Genomic DNA, 18,580 nt, shown 5'->3' on the forward strand with positions numbered 1-18,580 from the left:
GGTGGGCGTACGGAGCGCGGGTGAACCCGGCCGCCCGTCACACCCGGAGCGCGTCGGACGAACGCCACCTGGCCTTCTACCGGCCGGTCACACCGTAGGGTCGATCGACGGAACGTCGACCTACGGAAGGGCTCATCACCATGGCGCAGGAAGTACGTGGCGTGATCGCACCGGGGAAGGACCAGCCGGTGCGTGTCGAGACCGTCGTCGTACCGGATCCGGGGCCCGGTGAGGCCGTGGTGCAGATCCAGGCCTGCGGGGTCTGCCACACGGACCTGCACTACAAACAGGGCGGCATCAACGACGAGTTCCCCTTCCTGCTCGGCCACGAGGCGGCGGGCGTCGTGGAGTCGGTGGGCCCGGGCGTCACGGACGTCGCGCCCGGCGACTTCGTGATCCTCAACTGGCGTGCGGTGTGCGGGCAGTGTCGTGCGTGTCTGCGCGGGCGGCCCTGGTACTGCTTCGACACGCACAACGCCCGGCAGCGGATGACCCTCAAGGACGGCACGGAGCTGTCCCCGGCCCTGGGCATCGGCGCCTTCGCCGAGAAGACCCTGGTCGCCGCCGGACAGTGCACCAAGGTCGACCCGGCGGTCTCGCCCGCGGTCGCCGGGCTGCTCGGCTGCGGAGTGATGGCCGGCATCGGCGCGGCCATCAACACCGGGAACGTGGGACGCGGGGACTCCGTCGCGGTCATCGGCTGCGGTGGCGTCGGCGACGCGGCGATCGCCGGGTCCCGGCTGGCGGGTGCGGCGAAGATCATCGCCGTCGACATCGACGACCGCAAGCTGACCACCGCCCGAAAGCTCGGCGCGACGCACACGGTCAACTCCCGCGAGAGCGACCCCGTCGAGGCGATCCGCGAACTGACCGGCGGCTTCGGCGCCGACGTCGTCATCGACGCGGTCGGCCGCCCGGAGACGTACCAGCAGGCCTTCTACGCCCGCGATCTCGCCGGCACGGTCGTCCTCGTCGGAGTCCCGACCCCGGAGATGCGTCTTGAACTGCCCCTGCTGGACGTCTTCGGGCGCGGCGGTGCCCTCAAGTCGTCCTGGTACGGCGACTGTCTGCCGTCCCGCGACTTCCCCCTGCTGATCGACCTGCACCTCCAGGGGCGCCTGGACCTGGGGGCGTTCGTGTCCGAGACGATCGCACTCGACCAGGTCGAAGAGGCCTTCGACCGGATGCACCAGGGTGACGTCCTGCGTTCGGTGGTGGTGTTCTGATGACGCACGCTCGTATCGATCACCTCGTCACTTCGGGCACCTTCTCGCTCGACGGCGGCACCTGGGACGTCGACAACAACGTCTGGATCGTCGGCGACGACCACGAGGCGATCGTCATCGACGCCGCCCACGACGCCGACGCCATCGCCGCGGCGGTCGGCGACCGCAGGCTGCGCGCCATCGTGTGCACGCACGCTCACAACGACCACATCGACGCCGCGCCCGCGCTCGCGGAGCGGACCGGGGCCACCATCTGGCTGCACCCGGACGATCTGCCGCTGTGGAAGCAGACCCACCCGGACCGGCTGCCGGACGCCTGGCTGGCCGACGGGCAGGTGATCGAGACCGCCGGCACCGACCTGACCGTGCTGCACACGCCGGGCCACGCCCCGGGCGCGGTCTGCCTGTACGCCCCCGGCCTCGGCACCGTCTTCACCGGCGACACCCTCTTCCAGGGCGGCCCGGGAGCCACCGGCCGCTCCTACTCGCATTTCCCGACGATCGTCGAGTCGATCCGCGAGCGGCTGCTCGGCCTCCCGGCGGACACGGTCGTGCGGACCGGACACGGGGAGACGACCACCATCGGCGCGGAGGCCCCGCACCTGGAGGAGTGGATCGCCCGCGGCCACTGACGCCCCACCCGCAGCGGCGGCGGCCGCCCGGACATCAATCCGGGCGGCCGTCACCGCTACGAGGGGGCGCACCTCGACGGATACGTCAACGCACCGGCACCGCAAGGTACTTGTACTCCAGGAACTCATCGATCCCGACCCGGCCGCCCTCCCGCCCGAGCCCCGACTGCTTGACGCCGCCGAACGGCGCCGCGGGGTTGGAGACCAGCCCGGTGTTGACCCCGACCATGCCCACCTCCAGCCGCTCGCTGACGCGCAGGGCACGGTCCAGGCCCTCGGTGAAGACGTAGCCGACCAGGCCCCACGGGGTGTCGTTGGCCCGCCGTACGGCCTCGTCCTCCCCGTCGAAGACCAGAATCGCCGCCACCGGGCCGAAGATCTCCGTCTCCATCAGACGGCTGCCGGGATCCACCTCGGCCAGCACCGTCGGCGGATAGAAGTGCCCCGGACCGTCCGGCGCCGCGCCGCCGACCAGCACCCGGGCGCCCCGCCCCACCGCGTCGGCCACCAGGTCCGCGACCTTGGCCCGGCCCCCGGCGTCGATCAGCGGCCCGACGTCCACGCCCTGCGCGGTGCCGGGGCCCACGACCAGGGCTCCCATCCGCTCGGCGAGCCGGCGCCCGAACTCCTCCGCCACCGAACGGTGGACGAAGAAGCGGTTGGCGGCGGTGCAGGCCTCGCCCATGTTGCGCATCTTGGCCGTCATCGCCCCCTCGACGGCCGCGTCCACATCGGCGTCGTCGAAGACCAGGAACGGCGCGTTGCCGCCCAGCTCCATCGAGGTGCGTACGACCGTGTCGGCGCACTGTGCGAGCAGCAGCCGCCCGACCTGCGTGGAGCCGGTGAAGGACAGTTTGCGGATCCGCCCGCCGCGCAGCAGCGGCTCGACGACCTCACCGGCCCGGGAGGTGGTGACGACGTTCAGTACCCCGTCCGGCAGCCCCGCCTCCCGCAGGATCCCGGCCAGCGCGAGACTCGACAGCGGGGTCTGCGGGGCCGGTTTGAGCACCATCGTGCAGCCCGCGGCGATCGCCGGTCCGATCTTGCGGGCGCCCATCGCCAGCGGGAAGTTCCAGGGGGTGACGAGCAGACACGGTCCGACCGGACGGCGCATCAGCAGCATCCGGTTGCGGCCGTCCGGCAGGATGCCGAAACCGCCGTCGATGCGTACCGCCTCCTCCGAGAACCAGCGGAAGAACTCGGCCGCGTACGCCACTTCGCCCCGCGCCTCCGCCAGCGGCTTGCCCATCTCCGACGTCATCAGCAGGGCCAGCTCGTCGGAGCGGGACAGGACGAGCTCGTAGGCGCGTCGCAGGATCTCACTGCGCGCGCGGGGTGCCGTGCGCGCCCACTCCTCCTGTGCCTCGACGGCCGCGTCCTCGGCGAGGCGGGCGTCCTTGGGGCCGGCGTCGGCGACCCGGCCGATGACCGCGCCGGTCGCCGGGTCCTCGACGGCGAAGGTGCCGCCGTCGAGGGCGTCCCGCCAGACACCGCCGATGAACAGCTGCTCGGGTACGTCGTTCAGGATGCTCACGGGGTCCTCCTGGCCGGTCGGGGGCGGTCGTCCGTCATCGGGTGCCGGTCCCGGTTGATACGGCGGCGGCCCAGGCCCGCAGCCCCTCGTCCACCGACGTCTCGTCGATCACCAGCGCGGGGATCATCCGCACCACCTGGTTCCAGGCCCCGCACAGCAGCAGGAGCAACCCCTCGTCCACGGCGGCCCGTTGGACGCGCGCGGCGGTCTCGGCATCGGGGGATCCGTCCCGCGTGACGAATTCGGAGCCGAGCATGAGACCCAGACCCCGTACGTCCCCGATGGCGGGTGTCGTCGCGGCGACCGTCTCCAGTCCCGCCCGCAGCCGCGCGCCCATCGCCTCGGCGTTCTCCACCAGCTTCTCGTCGCGTACGACGTCGAGGGTGGCGCAGGCCGCCGCGCAGGCCACCGCGTTGGCGCCGTACGTACCGCCCTGGGAGCCCGGCCAGGCCTTGCGCATCAGCTCCTCCGAAGCGGCGATCCCGGACAGCGGGAAGCCGCTGGCCAGCCCCTTGGCGGTGACGAGGACGTCGGGGACGACTCCGAAGTGGTCGTGGCCCCAGAACCGTCCGGTGCGGCCGACGCCGGTCTGCACCTCGTCCAGGATCAGCAGGAAGCCGTGCCGGTCGGCGCGTTCGCGCAGGCCCTGCAGGAAGGCGCTGGTCGCGGGCACGTACCCGCCCTCACCGAGCACCGGCTCGACGAGGACCGCGGCCGTGTCGTCGGGCGAGGAGATCGTCTGGAGCGTGTAGTCCAGCTCCCGGAGGGCGAACCGGGTGGCCGTCTCCTCGTCCCAGCCGTAGCGGTAGGCCGTCGGGAACGGGGTGACGACCACTCCGCTCATCAGGGGCGAGAACCCCGAACGGAAGCGGGTGCCGGAGGTGGTCATCGAGGCGGCGGCGACGGTCCGGCCGTGGAAACCGCCGTGGCACACCAGCACGTTCGGCCGCCCGGTCGCCTGCCGGGCCAGCCGCAGCGCCGACTCCACCGCCTCACTGCCGGAGTTGGAGAAGAACACACTGTCCAGACCGGCCGGAAGCACCTCGCCGAGCTTCTCGACCAGCTGCCGCAGCGGCCGGTGCAGAACCGTCGTGTACTGACCGTGGATGAGTGTGCCCACCTGCTCCTGCGCGGCGGCCACCACCCGGGGGTGACAGTGCCCGGTGCTGGTGACGCCGATACCGGCGGTGAAGTCGAGATAGCGGCGGCCGTCCTCGCCGTACAGATGGACGCCCTCGCCCCGGACCGCCACCACGGGAGTGGCCTGGCGGAGGTGCGGCGACAGTGCGGTCATGGTGGTCTCCCAGAACTAGGGGGCCTGCGTCGTGGATCGCTTCCGCGCTTCGAGCATCTCCGCCGGGTCCGGTCGCGACCCCGCGCGATGTGTCCGGCCCGCCGCCGGGGTTTGGACGGTGTGTCAACCGGCGTCGGCCGGGGCAGGCGCCGGGGGCGGAGCGGACCCCGAACCCGGGGATCGTGCGCAGGTCAGCGGGCGCTGGTCACAGTGTCCGGAGGACGGGAGGCACCGTGACCGAGGACCACTCGCCCCCGTGCGCCCCCATAGCCGGGAACACGGGGTCGGGCCGGCCGCTCACCGTCGCCGACGTGCTGGCGCTGCCCGTGCTGGCCGCGGGCCGGCCCCGGGTCGTCGCCGGTGCGGCACGGCTCGACCGGCCGGTCCGCTGGGTCCACATCACCGAACTGACGGATCCCGCCTCCTTCCTCAAGGGCGGAGAGTTGGTCCTCACCACGGGCATGCCGCTGCCGGAGGAGCCCGGACGGGTGCGCCGGTACGTCGACGAGCTCGCCGACATCGGGGCCGCCGCCCTGGTCATCGAACTCGTACGGCGTTATCACCGGCCGCCCGAGGCCCTCGTCCGCGCCTGCCGGGCCCGGGACCTGCCGCTCGTCACCCTCGCGCGGGACGTCAACTTCCTGGAGGTCACCCAGGTCGTCCACACGCTCGTCCTGGGCAACCAGACGGAGGCGATGCACAGGACCCAGCGGATCCATGAGGCGTTCACCGCGCTGACGCTGCGCGGCGCCGGACCGGAGGACGCGGTGCGGGCGGCGGCGGAGATGAGCGGCCACACCGTCGTGCTGGAGAACCTGGTGCACCGGGCGATGTTCTGCGAACCCTCCGGCGGCACCGTCGAGGACGCCCTCACCGACTGGGAGGAACGCTCCCGAGCGACCCCGACCGGTGACAGTACGGCGGTGCGGGGGCCCGGAGGATGGCTGGTCGCGCCCGTCGCCTTCCAGGGCGAACGCTGGGGCCGCGTCGTGATGCTCCCCGCGCCCGGCGCACGTCCCTTCGGCCCGGAGGACGTGACCGTACTGGAGCGGACGGCGATGAGCCTGACCATCGCACGCCTGGTGCACGCCACGACGTGGGAGCGCGGAGCGCACCGTGGCGCCCTGCGGGACATCGCCGGGCAACGGCACCGCTCCGCCGGGGAGGCCCGGGCCCGCGCCGCCGCGCTGGGCCTGCCGACCGAGGACTGCCGCTACCTGGCCGTCCTGGTGGACTCGCGGGGCGAGGCGGACGGCGAGGCGCTGGAAGCGCTGCTGTCCGAGGAGCTGACGGCGGCCGGGATCCCCGCGCTCACCGGGGAACTCGCGCCGGGCCGCGTCGCCGGCCTGCTCGCCCTGCGCCCCGACCGGGCGCCCTGGCGCGCCGCCGTCGAGCGGCTCGCCCGGGCTGCGCTGCACGTCCGTCCGCACGCTGTCGTGAGCGTCGGCTGCGAGGTCACCGAACTGCCCGAAGCGGCCCGTTCCTTCCGTGAGGCGGCCCGGGTGGCGGAGGCGGTACTGCCCGCGCCGGCCACTGCGGCCACCGCCGGCATCCAGCGGGCTACCCCGGACAAGTCCTTCCACGAGCTCGCCGACATCGGTCTCCGTCAGCTTCTGTACGCCCTGCGCGGGGACACCCGGATCCAGGACTACGCGGAACGCACGCTCGGCCGCATCGCCGACCACGACAGCCGGCACCACACCGACCTGCTCACCACGCTCCGCCTCTACCTGGACGCCGCCGGAAACAAGACGGTCGCCGCACGGCGCGGCGGGCTGTCGCGCCAGACGCTCTACCAGCGACTTCACTCCGTCGAACGACTCCTCGGCTGCGATCTCGAATCCGGCGAGCGGCGCAGCGAACTGCACGTGGCGCTCATGGCGTACGACGTGCTCCGGCTGCCCTGAGCCGCGACGCGCGAGGCAAGTCGTGCCGGAAAGACGACAGAAGGTGTCCGGCTTTCACGACACCCTCGGCGTGACGCCGGTAAGCGCGCGGCGTCCGTCAAGGTGGCAGTCGCGGACAGGGGAGGCCTGGCATGGCAGGGGCGCTGGAAGGCAGGATCGCACTGGTCGCGGGGGCGACCCGGGGCGCGGGACGGGGCATCGCCGTCGAACTGGGCGCGGCCGGCGCAGTCGTCTACGTGACGGGACGCAGCACGCGCGCACGGCGTTCGGAGTACGACCGGACGGAGACGATCGAGGACACGGCGGACCTGGTGACCGCGGCGGGCGGCCGCGGGATCGCCGTACCCACCGATCATCTCGTGCCGTCCGAGGTCCGTACGCTCGTGGAGCGCATCGCGGACGAACAGGGCCGGCTCGACATCCTGGTCAACGACATCTGGGGCGGGGAACGGCTCTTCGAGTGGGACACCCCGGTCTGGGAGCACGACCTCGACAACGGTCTGCGGCTGCTGCGGCTCGGCGTCGAGACCCACGCGATCACCAGCCATCACGCGCTCCCGCTGCTGCTGCGCCACCCCGGGGGACTGGTCGTCGAGATGACGGACGGCACCGCCGAGTACAACCGGGCCAACTACCGCGTCTCCTTCTTCTACGACCTCGCCAAGTCGTCCGTCCTGCGCATGGCGTACGCCCTCGGCCGGGAACTCGGACCGCGCGGGGCCACCGCCGTCGCCCTCACCCCCGGCTGGCTGCGCTCCGAGATGATGCTGGAGAACTTCGGCGTGACCGAGGACAACTGGCGCGACGCCCTGGAACGCGTGCCGCACTTCGCCATCTCCGAGACCCCGTTCTACGTGGGCCGCGCCGTGGCCGCCCTGGCCGCCGACCCCGAACGCGCCCGCTGGAACGGGGAGTCCCTCTCCAGTGGCGGCCTGGCCCGCACCTACGGGTTCACGGACCGCGACGGCAGCCGCCCCGACGCCTGGCGCTACCTGGTCGAGGTACAGGACCCGGACAAGCCGGCGGACACGAACGGCTATCGCTGAGACGACGGCCGCCGTCCGTGCCGTACGTTCCCACGCCGACGGCCGGCCCTCGATCCAGTAGTATCCCTTAAAGGTCCCTGTAGATCTTTTCACTTGTGCTGCGGAGTCGGTGTCGGGCACCGTTCACGAGTACAGGCCGCCCCACCGGATGAGGAGGCCTCCACCGGACGAACGGGCCATGCAGACCGACTCCCCTTGGCGGACAGCCGACTTCCGCACCCTGTTCGCGGCGACGACGCTCAGCCAGCTGGGCACCAACATCAGCTATGTCGCCGTACCCCTGATCGCCGTGGCCGCGCTCGACGCGAGCCCCGGACAGGTCGGCGCACTGGCCACGTTGAGCACCCTCGCTTTCCTGCTCATCGGGCTGCCCGCCGGTGCGTGGGTCGACCGGATGCGTCACCGGCGGGTGCTGATCGTGGCGGACCTGGCCCGCGCGGTCCTGTTCGCCTCGGTGCCGATCGCCTGGTGGCTGGACGCGCTCAGCCTCGGCCAGTTGTACGCGGTGGTCCTGCTGAACGGCTGCGCCACCGTCTTCTTCGACGTCGGCTCGCAGAGCGCGCTGCCCCAACTGGTAGGCCGTCAGGCCCTGGTACGGGCGAACGCGGCTCTGGTGAGCCTGATGGCGGTGAGCAATGTGGCGGGGCGCGGCGCGGGCGGCGGCCTTGTCCAGCTGCTCACCGCACCGGTGGCTGTGCTCTGCACGGCGGTCACCTATCTCGCCTCGGCCGTGCAACTGACCTTCGTGCGCGGCTCGGTCGCCCCTCCGCCACGGCCTTCCGTACGTCTCGGCGTCCAGATAGCCGAGGGTCTGCGGCACGTTTTCGGCAACAGGGAGCTCCGGGCCCTGGCGCTCACGGCGGCCCTCAACAACATGGGCTCGCAGATCATCAACACCATGCTTCCGGTGCTCTTCTACCGCGAACTCGGGCTACCTGCAGGCGTGTTGGGCCTGTACTGGGCAGCAGGCGGCGTCGGCCTGCTGCTCGGCGCCCGTTGCGCCCGCCCCCTCGCCACGCGCTTCGGCTACGGCCGGACCCTGGGCCTCTTCGGCCTCTGCATCGCACCGGCCGGCCTGTTGGTGCCCCTGGTCGGCAACGGCCCCTGGCTGTGGATCGCCGCCACCGGCTGGGTGCTGGCCATGTTCAAGACGGGCATGGACAACGTCCTCGGCGTGACCCTGCGCCAGCGGATGACGCCCGATGCGCTCCTCGGCCGTATGAACGCCACCTTCCGCTTCGTCCTCACCGGCGCGCTCGCCCTCGGCGCCGCCGTCTCCGGCCTGACCGGCCAACTCGCCGGAGTCCACACCACCCTGTGGCTCGGCGGAGCCTTCCTGACCACCGCCTTCCTCCCCGTGTTCTTCTCCCCGGTCCGCAAACGTCGCACCCTGCCCGAGCAACAGGCCGAGACTCCGGCCGTGGATCCGGCGACGCCGAGCAGCCGGCTGTCACGGCGTCGGCGTTGACCGTGCGGCCCGCAGGAGTGCTGACAGGACTCAATCCGTGTCGGACTCCGTCGTGCGCCCGTTGCTGAAGGCCGCTCGGAGGGTGTGCGTGCCGGCGTGGACGGTGGGGGTCAGGAAGGTCTCGCCCGTGTCGGCGAGCGAGCGGGCCAGAGCGTGCAGCCGCTCCTGAGTGGGGTCGCCCAGCGTTCGGCGAACCGGGCCGGTGTGCCCTCGGCGCCATTGCCGCCGGCGCTCGGGTCGGGCCGGGCGGCCGGCCGGTCCGCGAGCCCGATCGGCTTCCTGGCGGCGAAGTCGCGGGCCCTGGGCCGTCCCGGCGTGTAGGCTCGTGGCCGGGTCCCGCGCCGGCCCCGACCGCGTACGCCACGACCCGCCCCCGGACCGGAACCGTCCGTTTCGCCCCCTGTTACGGTGCCAGGCAGGATCTCCCACTGGTCGCCCACGGCCGAAGGCCGCCGTGGGCCGCCTCCGTGACAAGGAATGTCACCGTTTCGTCGCAGCGTGACGGGCACTACAACCGATGTCCCCGGCGGCCGGTCTAGCTGGCAGAGATCGAAGCACCGCACAAAGGGGAAGGGCCCGATCATGGGGGACATACGCAGACGGGGAGCCGTCGCACTCGGCATCGCCGGACTGGTGGCACCGCTCACACTCGCGCTGGGCGCGGCGCCCGCCCAGGCGGCGAGCTGCACGACACAGACCGGCCCGTATCAGAAGCAGGTGGAGAAGTTCCTCGGCCGCCCGGTCGACGGCCGGCAGTCCACCGCCGACTGCAAGGCCACCAAGGCCTTCCAGACCAAGCACGGCATCAGCCCGAACATCGGGTACGCGGGATCCGTCACCTGGGGCGTGATGGATCTCATGAACAAGCAGAAGGCCGTCGGGAGCAACCCCAACAAGGACGGCAAGTGTCCGGTCAACAAGGGCCGTATCGCCTGCGTCAACCTCACGCTGCAGCTCAGCTGGATCCAGGACGGCAGCACGCTCGTCTACGGTCCGGTGCCGGTCCGCACGGGACGTGACGGCTACGAGACGCGCACCGGCCTGAAGCAGGTCTACTGGCGTGACATCGACCACGTCTCGAACATCTACAACGTGCCGATGCCGTACAGCCAGTTCTTCGACGGCGGCCAGGCGTTCCACTCGGTGGGCCTCAGCATGTGGAACCCGCCCGGCTCGCACGGCTGTGTCAACATGACCACCGCCACCGCGAAGAAGTACTGGTCGCTGCTGAAGAACGGCGACGACGTGTTCGTGTACGGCCGGAAGCCGGGCACCTGACCGGTGGCGCCGACGCGCCACTCGTGCGGTGACCCCGGTCACGTATTCGCCGGCGGGAGGACCCAGGTCAGCTCACCGGCGAACAGGCGTGATCAGCTTCACGGTCCGGAATGCCCGTAGACGCGTCATTACTCACATCGTCTTCACGCCAGGCGCCGTATGCTTCACACCATGTCCACCACTCCTGAAACCTCCTCGGCGCGCTCTGCCGCCGAGGTCAACGAGGAGATCCGGGCTCTCTGGTTCCGGACGGGCGGGACGCTGACCATGGACGAGCGGCGGGAGTACCAGCGGCTCGTCCTGGAATGGGCGGCGGCCTCCCCGCGCCCCACGCAGGCCGCGTGAGCGCGTCTCCACCGAGACGGCCTGACACTCCACCATCCGCCATCGCGGCGACGACCGTTCTCGGTCGCCGCCGCGGGCCCGGCCACCGCACGGCGAACGCCCGGCCTGCCCCGCGAGGCGGATCAACCCCAACTCTGTGAATAGTGGCGCCGGTAGCGGTTGCGCTCCTGCTCCGTCCGGATGTAGCGGGTCGCGACCAGCGCGATGATGCTGCCCGCGATGACGAGCAGACCCGGGCCGACGTTCTGCGGATTCGTCAGCCGGGAGACGAGCGTGTCGGATCCGTCGGCGGTGTCGACGGGCTCGACCGCGCCCGGTTGGGCGGATCCCGGTGCGGCCGACGGGTCGGACGCGGCCTGGCCGCCCGCACTGGCCGCGGCCTGCGGCAGTCCGGCCAGCCGTACGCCCAGCTCGGTCATCGCCTTGATCACCGGCTGGAAGAACGTCGTACCGCCCGAGGCGCAGTCGCCGTTGCCGCCGGACGTCACCCCGAGAGCCACGCCGTCCGAGAACAACGGGCCACCGCTGTCACCCGGTTCGGCGCACACGGTGGTCTCGATGAGTCCGGTGACCGTGCCCTCGGGGTAGTTGACCGTCGCGTTGAGCGCGGTCACCTTGCCGTCGTGGAGCCCACTGGTGCTGCCGCTGCGGAAGACGCGCTGGCCGACGGCCGCGTCAGCGGCGCCGTTGATCCGCACCCCCTTGCCGTCGCCGACCGCGACGACATTGCTGCCGGCCTCCGTCTGGCCGTTGGTGTACTGCACCAGCGAGAAGTCGCTGCCCGGGAACGAGTCGGTGATCGTCCGGCCCACCTGCTGGGCGCCCCCGTTGTCCGCGAACCAGACGGAACCGGCCGGACCGCAGTGCCCGGCCGTGAGGATGAACTCACTCTGTCCGTTGGTCACGTTGAAGCCCGCCGAACAGCGCCCGCCGGTCGAGAAGATGGGCTGCGCGCCGTTCAGCCGTGTGGTGAACGTGCCCTGGGTCCGCTCCATGCGTACGGAGCCGCCGAGGCCGTCGGCGAGCTTCGTCATCCGGGACCAGTCGGAGGCGGAGACGGTGCTGTCGCCCCGTACCACCACCTCGTTGTGCGCGTAGTCGACGGCCCACGAGGTGCCCGCGACCCGGGGCGCCGAACTCAGGCTCTTCGTCGCGGACTTGAGCTCCTTCATGCTGTGGTCGACGACCTTGGGGCGGGCCCCCGCCTCCTTGACCTCGGCCGCCGTGTCCGCGTTGGTCACCGCGACGACCGGCCTGCCGTCCGTGCCGATCCAACTGCCCGCCGTACGGGACGTACCGAGGCGGGAGACCAGTCCGGCGCCCATGTCGGCGGCCGCCTGTGCGGCGGATCCGGAGGGGGCACGCGAGGTGGCGGACGGTTCGGCGGCCATGGCCTGGGTCACCATCAGCCCTCCGCAGAGAAGCCCGCCGACGGCCGCGAATCGCGCCCCTCGTCGGACGATCCGTCGTCGTGCGTGCCTCATCAATGGCTCCCGAAGCCGATGCTGCGCGGCGTCGCCACCGCCGGGGCGCCGGTCGAGCGCCCTTCCTTCATACGTGCGGTCGCGCCCCGGTGTTCACCACTGGGCGTCGATGTACCCGAGCGTCCGGTTCATCGCGATGGCGCTCGCGTTGGCGGGGTGGTGGAAGGTGCGTACGGTGCGCACTCCGCACAGCCCGGCGAAGCCCATCCCGAACGTCTTCATCGCCACGGAGAGGCCCCGGCCGCGGAACGAGGCGCGCACCCCCGTCATCTCGTTGAAGACGAACCCGGACGACCGGTGGTCGGAGGTGGCCGCCATCCCGACCCAGGTGCCGCCGGCCTGCGCCAGCACGACCCCGCGCGGATCGAAGGCCGGCACCTCGAACCGCAGCCGGTGGTACTCCTCGTACGGGTAGAACTCCCCGCGCTCCGGGATGTCCGCCGAGCACTCCTTGTTGAGCTCGTAGAGGGCTCGGCGGTGCTCCGGGGTGTCACCCTCGTCGGCCAGGGTCGTCAGCCGGATCCCGGACGCGCGGCACCGCTCGACGTACTGCTGGAAGCGGTGCGCGTCGAAGGCGTCCACGTCCAGCTGGAGTCCGACCCGGTCGACCGAGGTCATCGGTCTCCTCTCGATCCGGTGCCGCTCGTCGTTCCGCGGGGGCCGTCAGAGCTTGCGGCCGACTCCGCCGAACATGGCCACCTCGTCCGGCTCGTCGCCGGACGTGTCCTCCGGGCGCCAGCGCGAGCAGGAGACGACGCCCGGTTCGAGGAGTTCGAGGCCGTCGAAGAAGCGGGCGACGGCCTCCGGGGTGCGCTGGGTCAGCTTCGGGGTGCCGTGCTCGTTCCAGAAGGCCACGGCGTCGTCCACGTCGGGCATCGCGGGGCTGGTGATGGTGTGCGAGAGAACGAGGTGGCTGCCGGCGGGAAGGGCCTCCAGCAGGCGGCGCACGAGACCGTACGCCTCGTCGTCGTCGCCGACGAAGATGACGACGCCGAGCAGCATCAGCCCGATCGGCCGGCTGAAGTCCAGCGTTTTGGCCGCGTGTTCGAGGATGGAGTCCACATTGCGCAGATCCTCGTCGAGGTAGTCGGTGGTGCCCTCCGGTGTGCTGGTGAGCAGGGCGCGGGCGTGGGCCAGCACGAGCGGGTCGTTGTCGACGTAGACGATCCGTGCGTCCGGGGCGAGGCGCTGCGCGACCTCGTGGGTGTTGTCGGCGGTCGGCAGGCCTGTGCCGATGTCGAGGAACTGCCGGATCCCGCGGTCGGCCACCAGATGCCGCACGGCCCGCCCCAGGAACAGCCGGTCGGCCTGGGCGTAGTCACCGATTCCGGGGTGCAGCTGTCGGATCTGGTCCCCGGCCGCGCGGTCCACCTCGTAGTTGTCCTTGCCGCCCAGCCAGTAGTTCCAGATCCGGGCCGTGTGCGGCTGCGTCGTGACGATGCGGCTGCGCACCGACTCGGAGGGGTGTTCCTCGGCTGCCTTGTTCTCGGTCACGGGGTCAACTCCTGGAGTTCCATGAAATTTGGTGTCAACGGGCAATCTAGACGGCCGAGTTGCCTTTTCCACCCTGGGAGCCGTATTCAATCGGTGGAAAAGCGCCGGTCCCGGCCGGTCCCTGGCGGGCTGCGCCGTCGGCACCGGCCGCCTGACGGTCGGCCGCGGGTATCCTCTCGCGCAGACCCAGCAGGATCCCGCTGTGCTCGTCGCCCCAGACCGGCGGCTGCGCCTCGTATCAGGTCCACACGATCCCGAGTCACTGTGCTGCCCCCTGTTCTGCCGCCCCATGACCAGCATCCCGCAGGACGGGCCGGCCGAACCGAACTCTCTCCGGGCGTCAACCCCGCCCGGATGGGCCGGAGTTCGGTCCTGTCATGATGTGCGCATGCGTGTGCTGATGCCGGTGCCCGACCGGGATTTCGACGTCACCGAGGTGGCGGTGCCCTGGCGGGTCCTCACCGACGCGGGGCACGAGGTCGTCCTCGCCACCGAGCACGCGGGGACCCGGCCCGCGGCGGACCCGCGGCTGCTCACCGGAGTCCTCTTCGGGCAGCTCGGTGCCGATGCGGAGCCGCGCCGCTTCTACGAGAAACTCACCCGGACCCCGGAGTTCGGCTCGACCGTCTCCTGGGCGGAGGTGGACGTCGAGGAGTTCGACGGCCTGCTCCTGCCCGGAGGGCACGCTCCCGGTATGCGGCAGTACCTCGGCTCGCGCCCGCTCCAGGAGCAGGCCGCGCGGTTCTGGGCCCTGAAGCGGCCCGTTGGCGCCATCTGCCACGGCGTTCTCGTCCTCGCCCGCGCCCAGGACCCCGCCACCGGCCGCAGTGTGCTGGCCGACCGCCGTACGACCTGTCTGCCCAAGTACATGGAACGCACCGCCTACTTGACCACCGCCTGGCGGCTGGGACGCTACTACCGCACCTATCCCGCCTACGTGGAGGACGAGGTCAGGTCGGCGCTCACCGGTTCCGGCGGGCGGTTCGAGCGGGGCCCGCGGGTCCTGACGCGGCGGGGGAGCGCGGCCGACGACAGCGCGGCCTTCGTCGTCCAGGACGGGATGTACCTGTCGGCCCGCTGGCCCGGCGACGCGTATCTCTTCGCACGGCGCTACCTCGGTCTTCTCAAGGGACGAGAAGTCGCTACCAATCAGTAACCCGCACGTTGCTTTGCCTCTACTGTTTGTCGTGAGCATGGCTTACGCGGCGCGGAGATCCTTCTCGCCGCTCAGGGACGAGAAAGGGACAGGAATGACAGGACGTGGTGTGGGGCGCCGGATCGGCGCGGTCTCGATGGTCGTGGCGCTGGGACTGGGCGGGACGGTCGCCGCCACGCAGACCGCGGCCGCGGCGGCCCCGGCCGTGACGGCGGTGCAGGCGGCCGAGGTCGATTACGCAACGTGGCAGAGCGACGTCCAGGCCGTCATCGACCAGGCGCTGCCCTATGTGCAGCAGCGCGCCGCCCACACAGATGGCCAGAAGCTCGCCCTGGTCTTCGACATCGACAACACCACGCTGGAGACGGGCTTCCACCCCTGGTACGAGCTGCCCACCCCCGCGGTCGAGGCCTCTCTGGCGCTGGCGCGCTACGCCGATTCCCATGGTGTCGCCGTCTTCTTCGTCAGCGCCCGGCCGGGCATCATCGCGAGCGAGACCGAGTGGAACCTCAAGACCGTGGGCTACCCGGTGACCGGCCTCTTCGTGCGTGACCTGCCGGACCTGTTCGACGAGGTCAGCGCCTACAAGACCGGCGAGCGCGCGGACATCGAGGCACAGGGCTACACGATCATCGCGAACGTCGGCAACAACGACTCCGACCTGGTCGGCGGTCACGCCGAGCGCACCTTCAAGCTGCCCGACTACGACGGTCAGTTGTCCTGAGCGCCGGCGGTCGACCCGTCGCCACGGCGGGTCGGCCGCCTAGACTCGAGGTATGGACGATTCCCCGCTGGACACACTCGCGGCAGGCAGATACCTGCTGATCACCAGCTACCGGAAGAACGGCAGGGGCGTCGCGACTCCGCTCTGGGTGGTCCGCGACGGCGACGCGCTGGGCGTCTGGACGGGTACGGACACCGGAAAGGTGAAGCGGATCCGCAACCGCCCCGACGTCCAGGCCGGCCCCTGCGACATGCGCGGCCACCCGACCGGCGCCCAGCTCCCCGCCACGGCCGAGATCCTGGACGCGGCGGAGACCGCCCGCTACCGGAAGCTCATCGCCGGCAAGTACGGCATCATCGGCCGTCTGACCCTCCTCGGCAGCCGGCTGCGCCGCGGCGAGAGCGGCACGGTCGGCATCCGTATCCGGCTCACGGCCTGAACAGGGGCGAGCGTTCGGCCGGCGGTCACGGCCCGACGAGCGGCGAGCGTTCGGTACCGGCGGTCACGGCCTGACCGGGCGAGCGCCCGGTGCCGGCGGGCCCTCGCCCACGCGGCACGGCGGAGTCAGTCGCGCCGGCGAACCAGCAGCAGAGCGACATCGTCGTCGGGCTCGGGGCGCAGCGCGGCGAGCAGCATGTCGCTGGTCGCCTCCAGCGGGCGTTGAGTGCCCTGGAGAAGTCGGGTGAGGGTCGCGAGACCGGTGTCGATGGGATCGCTGCGGTTCTCCACCAGCCCGTCGGTGTACAGGGCGAGCAGCGAGCCCGGAGCCATCTCCAGCTCCATGGTCCCGAAGTCCACGCCGCCGACACCCAGCGGCACCCCGCCCGGCACGTCGAGGAGTTCGGCACTGTTGTCGGGGCGGATCATGACCGGCGGCAGATGGCCGGCGCTGGACAGTTCACAGGTGCCCCGGCCCAGATCGCACACCGCGTAGACACAGGTGGCGATCGTGTCGCCGAGGGATCCCGTGATGTCGTCGAGGTGGCGCAGCAACTCGGCGGGGGGCAGGTCGAGTCGGGCCAGCGCGCGGGTCGCCGTACTCAACTGCCCCATGACGGCGGCGGCTTGGACCCCCTTGCCCATCACGTCACCGACGATCAGGCCGGTTCGACCCGGGCCCAGCGGGAGGACGTCGTACCAGTCCCCGCCGACCTCGCTCAGGGCCGGGAGATAGCGGGCGGCGATCTCAAGTCCCGCGTGTTCCGCGGGCGCGGCGGGCAGCAGACTGCGCTGGAGGGTCAGGGCCGCGGTGCGCTCACGTCCGTACAACCGGGCGTTGTCGACGCAGATGGCCGCCCGCGCGGCGAGTTCCGAGGCGAGGATGCGGTCCTGTTCGTCGAAGGGCCGGGCGTTGACGGTGCGGTACAGGCTGAGGGTGCCGAGCACCTCCCCGCGGGCGATCAGCGGAACGGCCAGATACGAGTGGACGCCTGCCGTGTGCAGCGCCTGCGCGGCGTGCGAGTCCCTGGCGATGCGTCGCATCATCGCCGGGTTCACGTGCTCCACCAGGACCGGCCGCGCCTCGCGGACGCACTGGGTGATGATCCGCGACGAGCTGTAGGTGGCCAGCTCTCCCACCGGGTCCGCGGCATGGATCGCGTCGGTGAGATACCCGGCCGCCACCGCGAGCGCCCGGAACTCGGCATGCGCGTCACCCGTGACCGCGGCGGTGGCGCCATGACTGACGACGGTCTCCAGTACGTCGACCGCCGCCAGATCGGCCAGATGCGGTACCGCCACGTCGGCGAGCTCCCGGGCCGTCTGCTGAAGGTCCAGCGTGGTGCCGATCCGGGCGCCCGCGTCCGCGATCATGGACAGGCGTTCGCGGGCCTGGGAGACCTCCGTCGCCGCCTGCTGCCGCTCGGTGACGTCGATGACGGCCATCGCCAGGCCCAGAACCCGGCCCTCGGCGTCCTCGATGCGGTGGTACGACTCCGAGTACGCCCGGTCCTGGGTGTCCGCGGCCGTCCGGCCGATGGTCTGCTGGTCCAGCAGCGGTCTGCCTGTGACCAGCACGTGCCGCAGCCGCGACTCGATCGCCTCGAAGTCCAGGTTCGGCAGTACGTCCCGGACACGGCGTCCGAGTATCTCCGCTTCGGTCAGTCCGTTGATCCGTTCCAGGGCCGGGTTGACGCTGACCCATTTGAGGTCGGTGTCGAACACTCCGATCCCCACCGGCGTCTGGTGGACCAGGCTGTGCGACAGGGCCAGATCCCGCTCCACGCCGCGCACCGTCGAGGCGTCCGCGGCCAGGCCCAGCAGATGTATCTGCCCCTGGCTGTCGTGCAGGCGCATGGTGCGGAACTCCACCGGGACTTCCGTGCCGTCCTTGTGCAGGAGCGGGAAGACGCCCGCCCAGCCCGCGCCCGACCGCACCTGCTCGAAGAGCTGCCGGGACTTGTGCCGCTTCTCGGGTGACACCAGGAGGGAGTCGGCCCTGCGGTTGAGGGCCTCGTCGGCCACATATCCGAGCAGCTGTTCGGCTTCGGGGCTCCAGAGGACGACGAGGCCGTCACCGTCCAGCACCACGGCCGCCACCTGCAGAAGGTCGAGCAGTCCGCCCGGTGCCGCAGTGGCTCCGTCGCTCATTCCGGATGCGTACCCGTGCATTCCAGCCGCTCCTTCCGGCGCGCCTCCGGCACCGCCAGGGTCCGCTCCGCCGATCTTCGATTACCTACAGCATGACCGTCCGGGCCCCATCTGCACCACGTATACCCGCAGCCGCCTCGTACTTCCGTGCTGTCCGAGCCGATGGGGCCGGGCAGCGGAGACGGCGGCCCGGTCGCCGGGGGCGCCGCCCGGGCGCACGCGGGGAGCGTCGGGCGCCGAGAGCGGGACGTTCTCTGCCGGGAGGAATCCGTCGTGCGGGCGACGGATACGTGCGCCCACGCCCGCTCGGGCGCTCGTTTCGATCATAACCTCGGGGCATTCGGTCACGTTCTGCCGCCGAGGTGATCCCTGTCCGCTCCTCCTCGCCGACCGGGGAAATGTG

Annotated in this window: 16 protein-coding genes; 10 read left to right on the forward strand and 6 right to left on the reverse strand. The window is 71.4% G+C overall.

What is annotated here, in order from left to right:
• The first annotated feature begins 140 nt into the window (after positions 1-140).
• Together ACFWM2_RS04595 and ACFWM2_RS04600 are read left to right on the forward strand one after the other, a co-directional pair.
• Positions 141-1,226 carry an S-(hydroxymethyl)mycothiol dehydrogenase gene (locus ACFWM2_RS04595; protein WP_383272927.1) on the forward strand — a complete coding sequence of 362 codons (1,086 nt, stop codon included), beginning with the start codon at positions 141-143 and terminating at the stop codon, positions 1,224-1,226.
• Entirely contained in the window at positions 1,226-1,858 is a 633-nt protein-coding gene (locus ACFWM2_RS04600; RefSeq protein ID WP_383272929.1) for an MBL fold metallo-hydrolase, read from the forward strand. Before ACFWM2_RS04595 ends, ACFWM2_RS04600 begins: the two co-directional genes overlap by 1 nt.
• An 85-nt stretch (positions 1,859-1,943) precedes the next feature.
• On the opposite strand, the gene ACFWM2_RS04605 is transcribed toward ACFWM2_RS04600, so the two are convergent.
• Both ACFWM2_RS04605 and ACFWM2_RS04610 read right to left on the reverse strand, forming a co-directional pair.
• On the reverse strand, positions 1,944-3,383 hold the full coding sequence (locus ACFWM2_RS04605) for an NAD-dependent succinate-semialdehyde dehydrogenase (protein ID WP_383274149.1): 1,440 nt from the start codon (positions 3,381-3,383) through the stop codon (positions 1,944-1,946).
• Between the two features lie 43 nt (positions 3,384-3,426).
• Positions 3,427-4,686: an aspartate aminotransferase family protein gene (locus ACFWM2_RS04610; RefSeq protein ID WP_383272931.1), complete on the reverse strand. Its 1,260-nt coding sequence runs from the start codon at positions 4,684-4,686 to the stop codon at positions 3,427-3,429.
• A gap of 233 nt (positions 4,687-4,919) precedes the next feature.
• On the opposite strand from ACFWM2_RS04610, the gene ACFWM2_RS04615 reads away from it, so the two are divergent.
• The 5 genes from ACFWM2_RS04615 to ACFWM2_RS04635 all read left to right on the forward strand — a co-directional run bounded on the left by ACFWM2_RS04615 (position 4,920) and on the right by ACFWM2_RS04635 (position 10,730).
• The gene (locus ACFWM2_RS04615; RefSeq protein WP_383272933.1) at positions 4,920-6,593 is read left to right on the forward strand and encodes a PucR family transcriptional regulator; all 1,674 of its coding nucleotides are present in this window, start codon (positions 4,920-4,922) and stop codon (positions 6,591-6,593) included.
• A gap of 131 nt (positions 6,594-6,724) precedes the next feature.
• Positions 6,725-7,639: an SDR family oxidoreductase gene (locus ACFWM2_RS04620; RefSeq protein WP_383272935.1), complete on the forward strand. Its 915-nt coding sequence runs from the start codon at positions 6,725-6,727 to the stop codon at positions 7,637-7,639.
• A gap of 178 nt (positions 7,640-7,817) precedes the next feature.
• Positions 7,818-9,107 carry an MFS transporter gene (locus tag ACFWM2_RS04625; RefSeq protein WP_383272937.1) on the forward strand — a complete coding sequence of 430 codons (1,290 nt, stop codon included), beginning with the start codon at positions 7,818-7,820 and terminating at the stop codon, positions 9,105-9,107.
• A 582-nt stretch (positions 9,108-9,689) separates the two neighbouring features.
• The gene (locus ACFWM2_RS04630; protein WP_383272939.1) at positions 9,690-10,385 is read left to right on the forward strand and encodes a L,D-transpeptidase; all 696 of its coding nucleotides are present in this window, start codon (positions 9,690-9,692) and stop codon (positions 10,383-10,385) included.
• Positions 10,386-10,544: 159 nt separating this feature from the next.
• Positions 10,545-10,730 carry a hypothetical protein gene (locus ACFWM2_RS04635; protein ID WP_383272941.1) on the forward strand — a complete coding sequence of 62 codons (186 nt, stop codon included), beginning with the start codon at positions 10,545-10,547 and terminating at the stop codon, positions 10,728-10,730.
• A gap of 122 nt (positions 10,731-10,852) precedes the next feature.
• Here ACFWM2_RS04635 and ACFWM2_RS04640 read toward each other — a convergent pair whose 3' ends face one another.
• From ACFWM2_RS04640 to ACFWM2_RS04650, 3 genes are all read right to left on the reverse strand, one after another.
• Positions 10,853-12,214, reverse strand: coding sequence for a S1 family peptidase (locus tag ACFWM2_RS04640; RefSeq protein WP_383272943.1), 1,362 nt, complete (start codon positions 12,212-12,214; stop codon positions 10,853-10,855).
• A 93-nt stretch (positions 12,215-12,307) separates the two neighbouring features.
• A complete protein-coding gene (locus tag ACFWM2_RS04645) occupies positions 12,308-12,832 on the reverse strand; it encodes a GNAT family N-acetyltransferase (protein WP_383272945.1) in 525 nt (174 codons plus the stop codon).
• 45 nt (positions 12,833-12,877) lie between these two features.
• On the reverse strand, positions 12,878-13,708 hold the full coding sequence (locus ACFWM2_RS04650) for an SAM-dependent methyltransferase (protein WP_383272947.1): 831 nt from the start codon (positions 13,706-13,708) through the stop codon (positions 12,878-12,880).
• Positions 13,709-14,096: 388 nt separating this feature from the next.
• On the opposite strand from ACFWM2_RS04650, the gene ACFWM2_RS04655 reads away from it, so the two are divergent.
• From ACFWM2_RS04655 to ACFWM2_RS04665, 3 genes are all read left to right on the forward strand, one after another.
• The gene (locus ACFWM2_RS04655; RefSeq protein WP_383272949.1) at positions 14,097-14,864 is read left to right on the forward strand and encodes a type 1 glutamine amidotransferase domain-containing protein; all 768 of its coding nucleotides are present in this window, start codon (positions 14,097-14,099) and stop codon (positions 14,862-14,864) included.
• Positions 14,865-14,958: 94 nt separating this feature from the next.
• Positions 14,959-15,588, forward strand: a complete 630-nt coding sequence (locus ACFWM2_RS04660) for an HAD family acid phosphatase (RefSeq protein WP_383272951.1) — start codon at positions 14,959-14,961, stop codon at positions 15,586-15,588.
• A gap of 52 nt (positions 15,589-15,640) precedes the next feature.
• Positions 15,641-16,027, forward strand: a complete 387-nt coding sequence (locus ACFWM2_RS04665) for a PPOX class F420-dependent oxidoreductase (protein ID WP_383272953.1) — start codon at positions 15,641-15,643, stop codon at positions 16,025-16,027.
• Between the two features lie 125 nt (positions 16,028-16,152).
• On the opposite strand, the gene ACFWM2_RS04670 is transcribed toward ACFWM2_RS04665, so the two are convergent.
• The gene (locus ACFWM2_RS04670; RefSeq protein WP_383272955.1) at positions 16,153-18,198 is read right to left on the reverse strand and encodes a SpoIIE family protein phosphatase; all 2,046 of its coding nucleotides are present in this window, start codon (positions 18,196-18,198) and stop codon (positions 16,153-16,155) included.
• Positions 18,199-18,580 lie beyond the last annotated feature (382 nt).

It is taken from the genome of Streptomyces sp. NPDC058371 (assembly GCF_042723265.1).
Classification (GTDB): domain Bacteria; phylum Actinomycetota; class Actinomycetes; order Streptomycetales; family Streptomycetaceae; genus Streptomyces.

What these genes read in the sequence shown, in the direction of transcription:
- ACFWM2_RS04595 (WP_383272927.1), top strand. Translation starts at nt 141, where the DNA reads ATGGCGCAGGAAGTACGTGGCGTGATCGCACCGGGGAAGGACCAGCCG.
- ACFWM2_RS04600 (WP_383272929.1), top strand. Translation starts at nt 1,226, where the DNA reads ATGACGCACGCTCGTATCGATCACCTCGTCACTTCGGGCACCTTCTCG.
- ACFWM2_RS04610 (WP_383272931.1), bottom strand. Translation starts at nt 4,686, where the DNA reads ATGACCGCACTGTCGCCGCACCTCCGCCAGGCCACTCCCGTGGTGGCG.
- ACFWM2_RS04620 (WP_383272935.1), top strand. Translation starts at nt 6,725, where the DNA reads ATGGCAGGGGCGCTGGAAGGCAGGATCGCACTGGTCGCGGGGGCGACC.
- ACFWM2_RS04625 (WP_383272937.1), top strand. Translation starts at nt 7,818, where the DNA reads ATGCAGACCGACTCCCCTTGGCGGACAGCCGACTTCCGCACCCTGTTC.
- ACFWM2_RS04630 (WP_383272939.1), top strand. Translation starts at nt 9,690, where the DNA reads ATGGGGGACATACGCAGACGGGGAGCCGTCGCACTCGGCATCGCCGGA.
- ACFWM2_RS04635 (WP_383272941.1), top strand. Translation starts at nt 10,545, where the DNA reads ATGCTTCACACCATGTCCACCACTCCTGAAACCTCCTCGGCGCGCTCT.
- ACFWM2_RS04640 (WP_383272943.1), bottom strand. Translation starts at nt 12,214, where the DNA reads ATGAGGCACGCACGACGACGGATCGTCCGACGAGGGGCGCGATTCGCG.
- ACFWM2_RS04645 (WP_383272945.1), bottom strand. Translation starts at nt 12,832, where the DNA reads ATGACCTCGGTCGACCGGGTCGGACTCCAGCTGGACGTGGACGCCTTC.
- ACFWM2_RS04655 (WP_383272949.1), top strand. Translation starts at nt 14,097, where the DNA reads ATGCGTGTGCTGATGCCGGTGCCCGACCGGGATTTCGACGTCACCGAG.
- ACFWM2_RS04660 (WP_383272951.1), top strand. Translation starts at nt 14,959, where the DNA reads ATGACAGGACGTGGTGTGGGGCGCCGGATCGGCGCGGTCTCGATGGTC.
- ACFWM2_RS04665 (WP_383272953.1), top strand. Translation starts at nt 15,641, where the DNA reads ATGGACGATTCCCCGCTGGACACACTCGCGGCAGGCAGATACCTGCTG.
- ACFWM2_RS04670 (WP_383272955.1), bottom strand. Translation starts at nt 18,198, where the DNA reads ATGCACGGGTACGCATCCGGAATGAGCGACGGAGCCACTGCGGCACCG.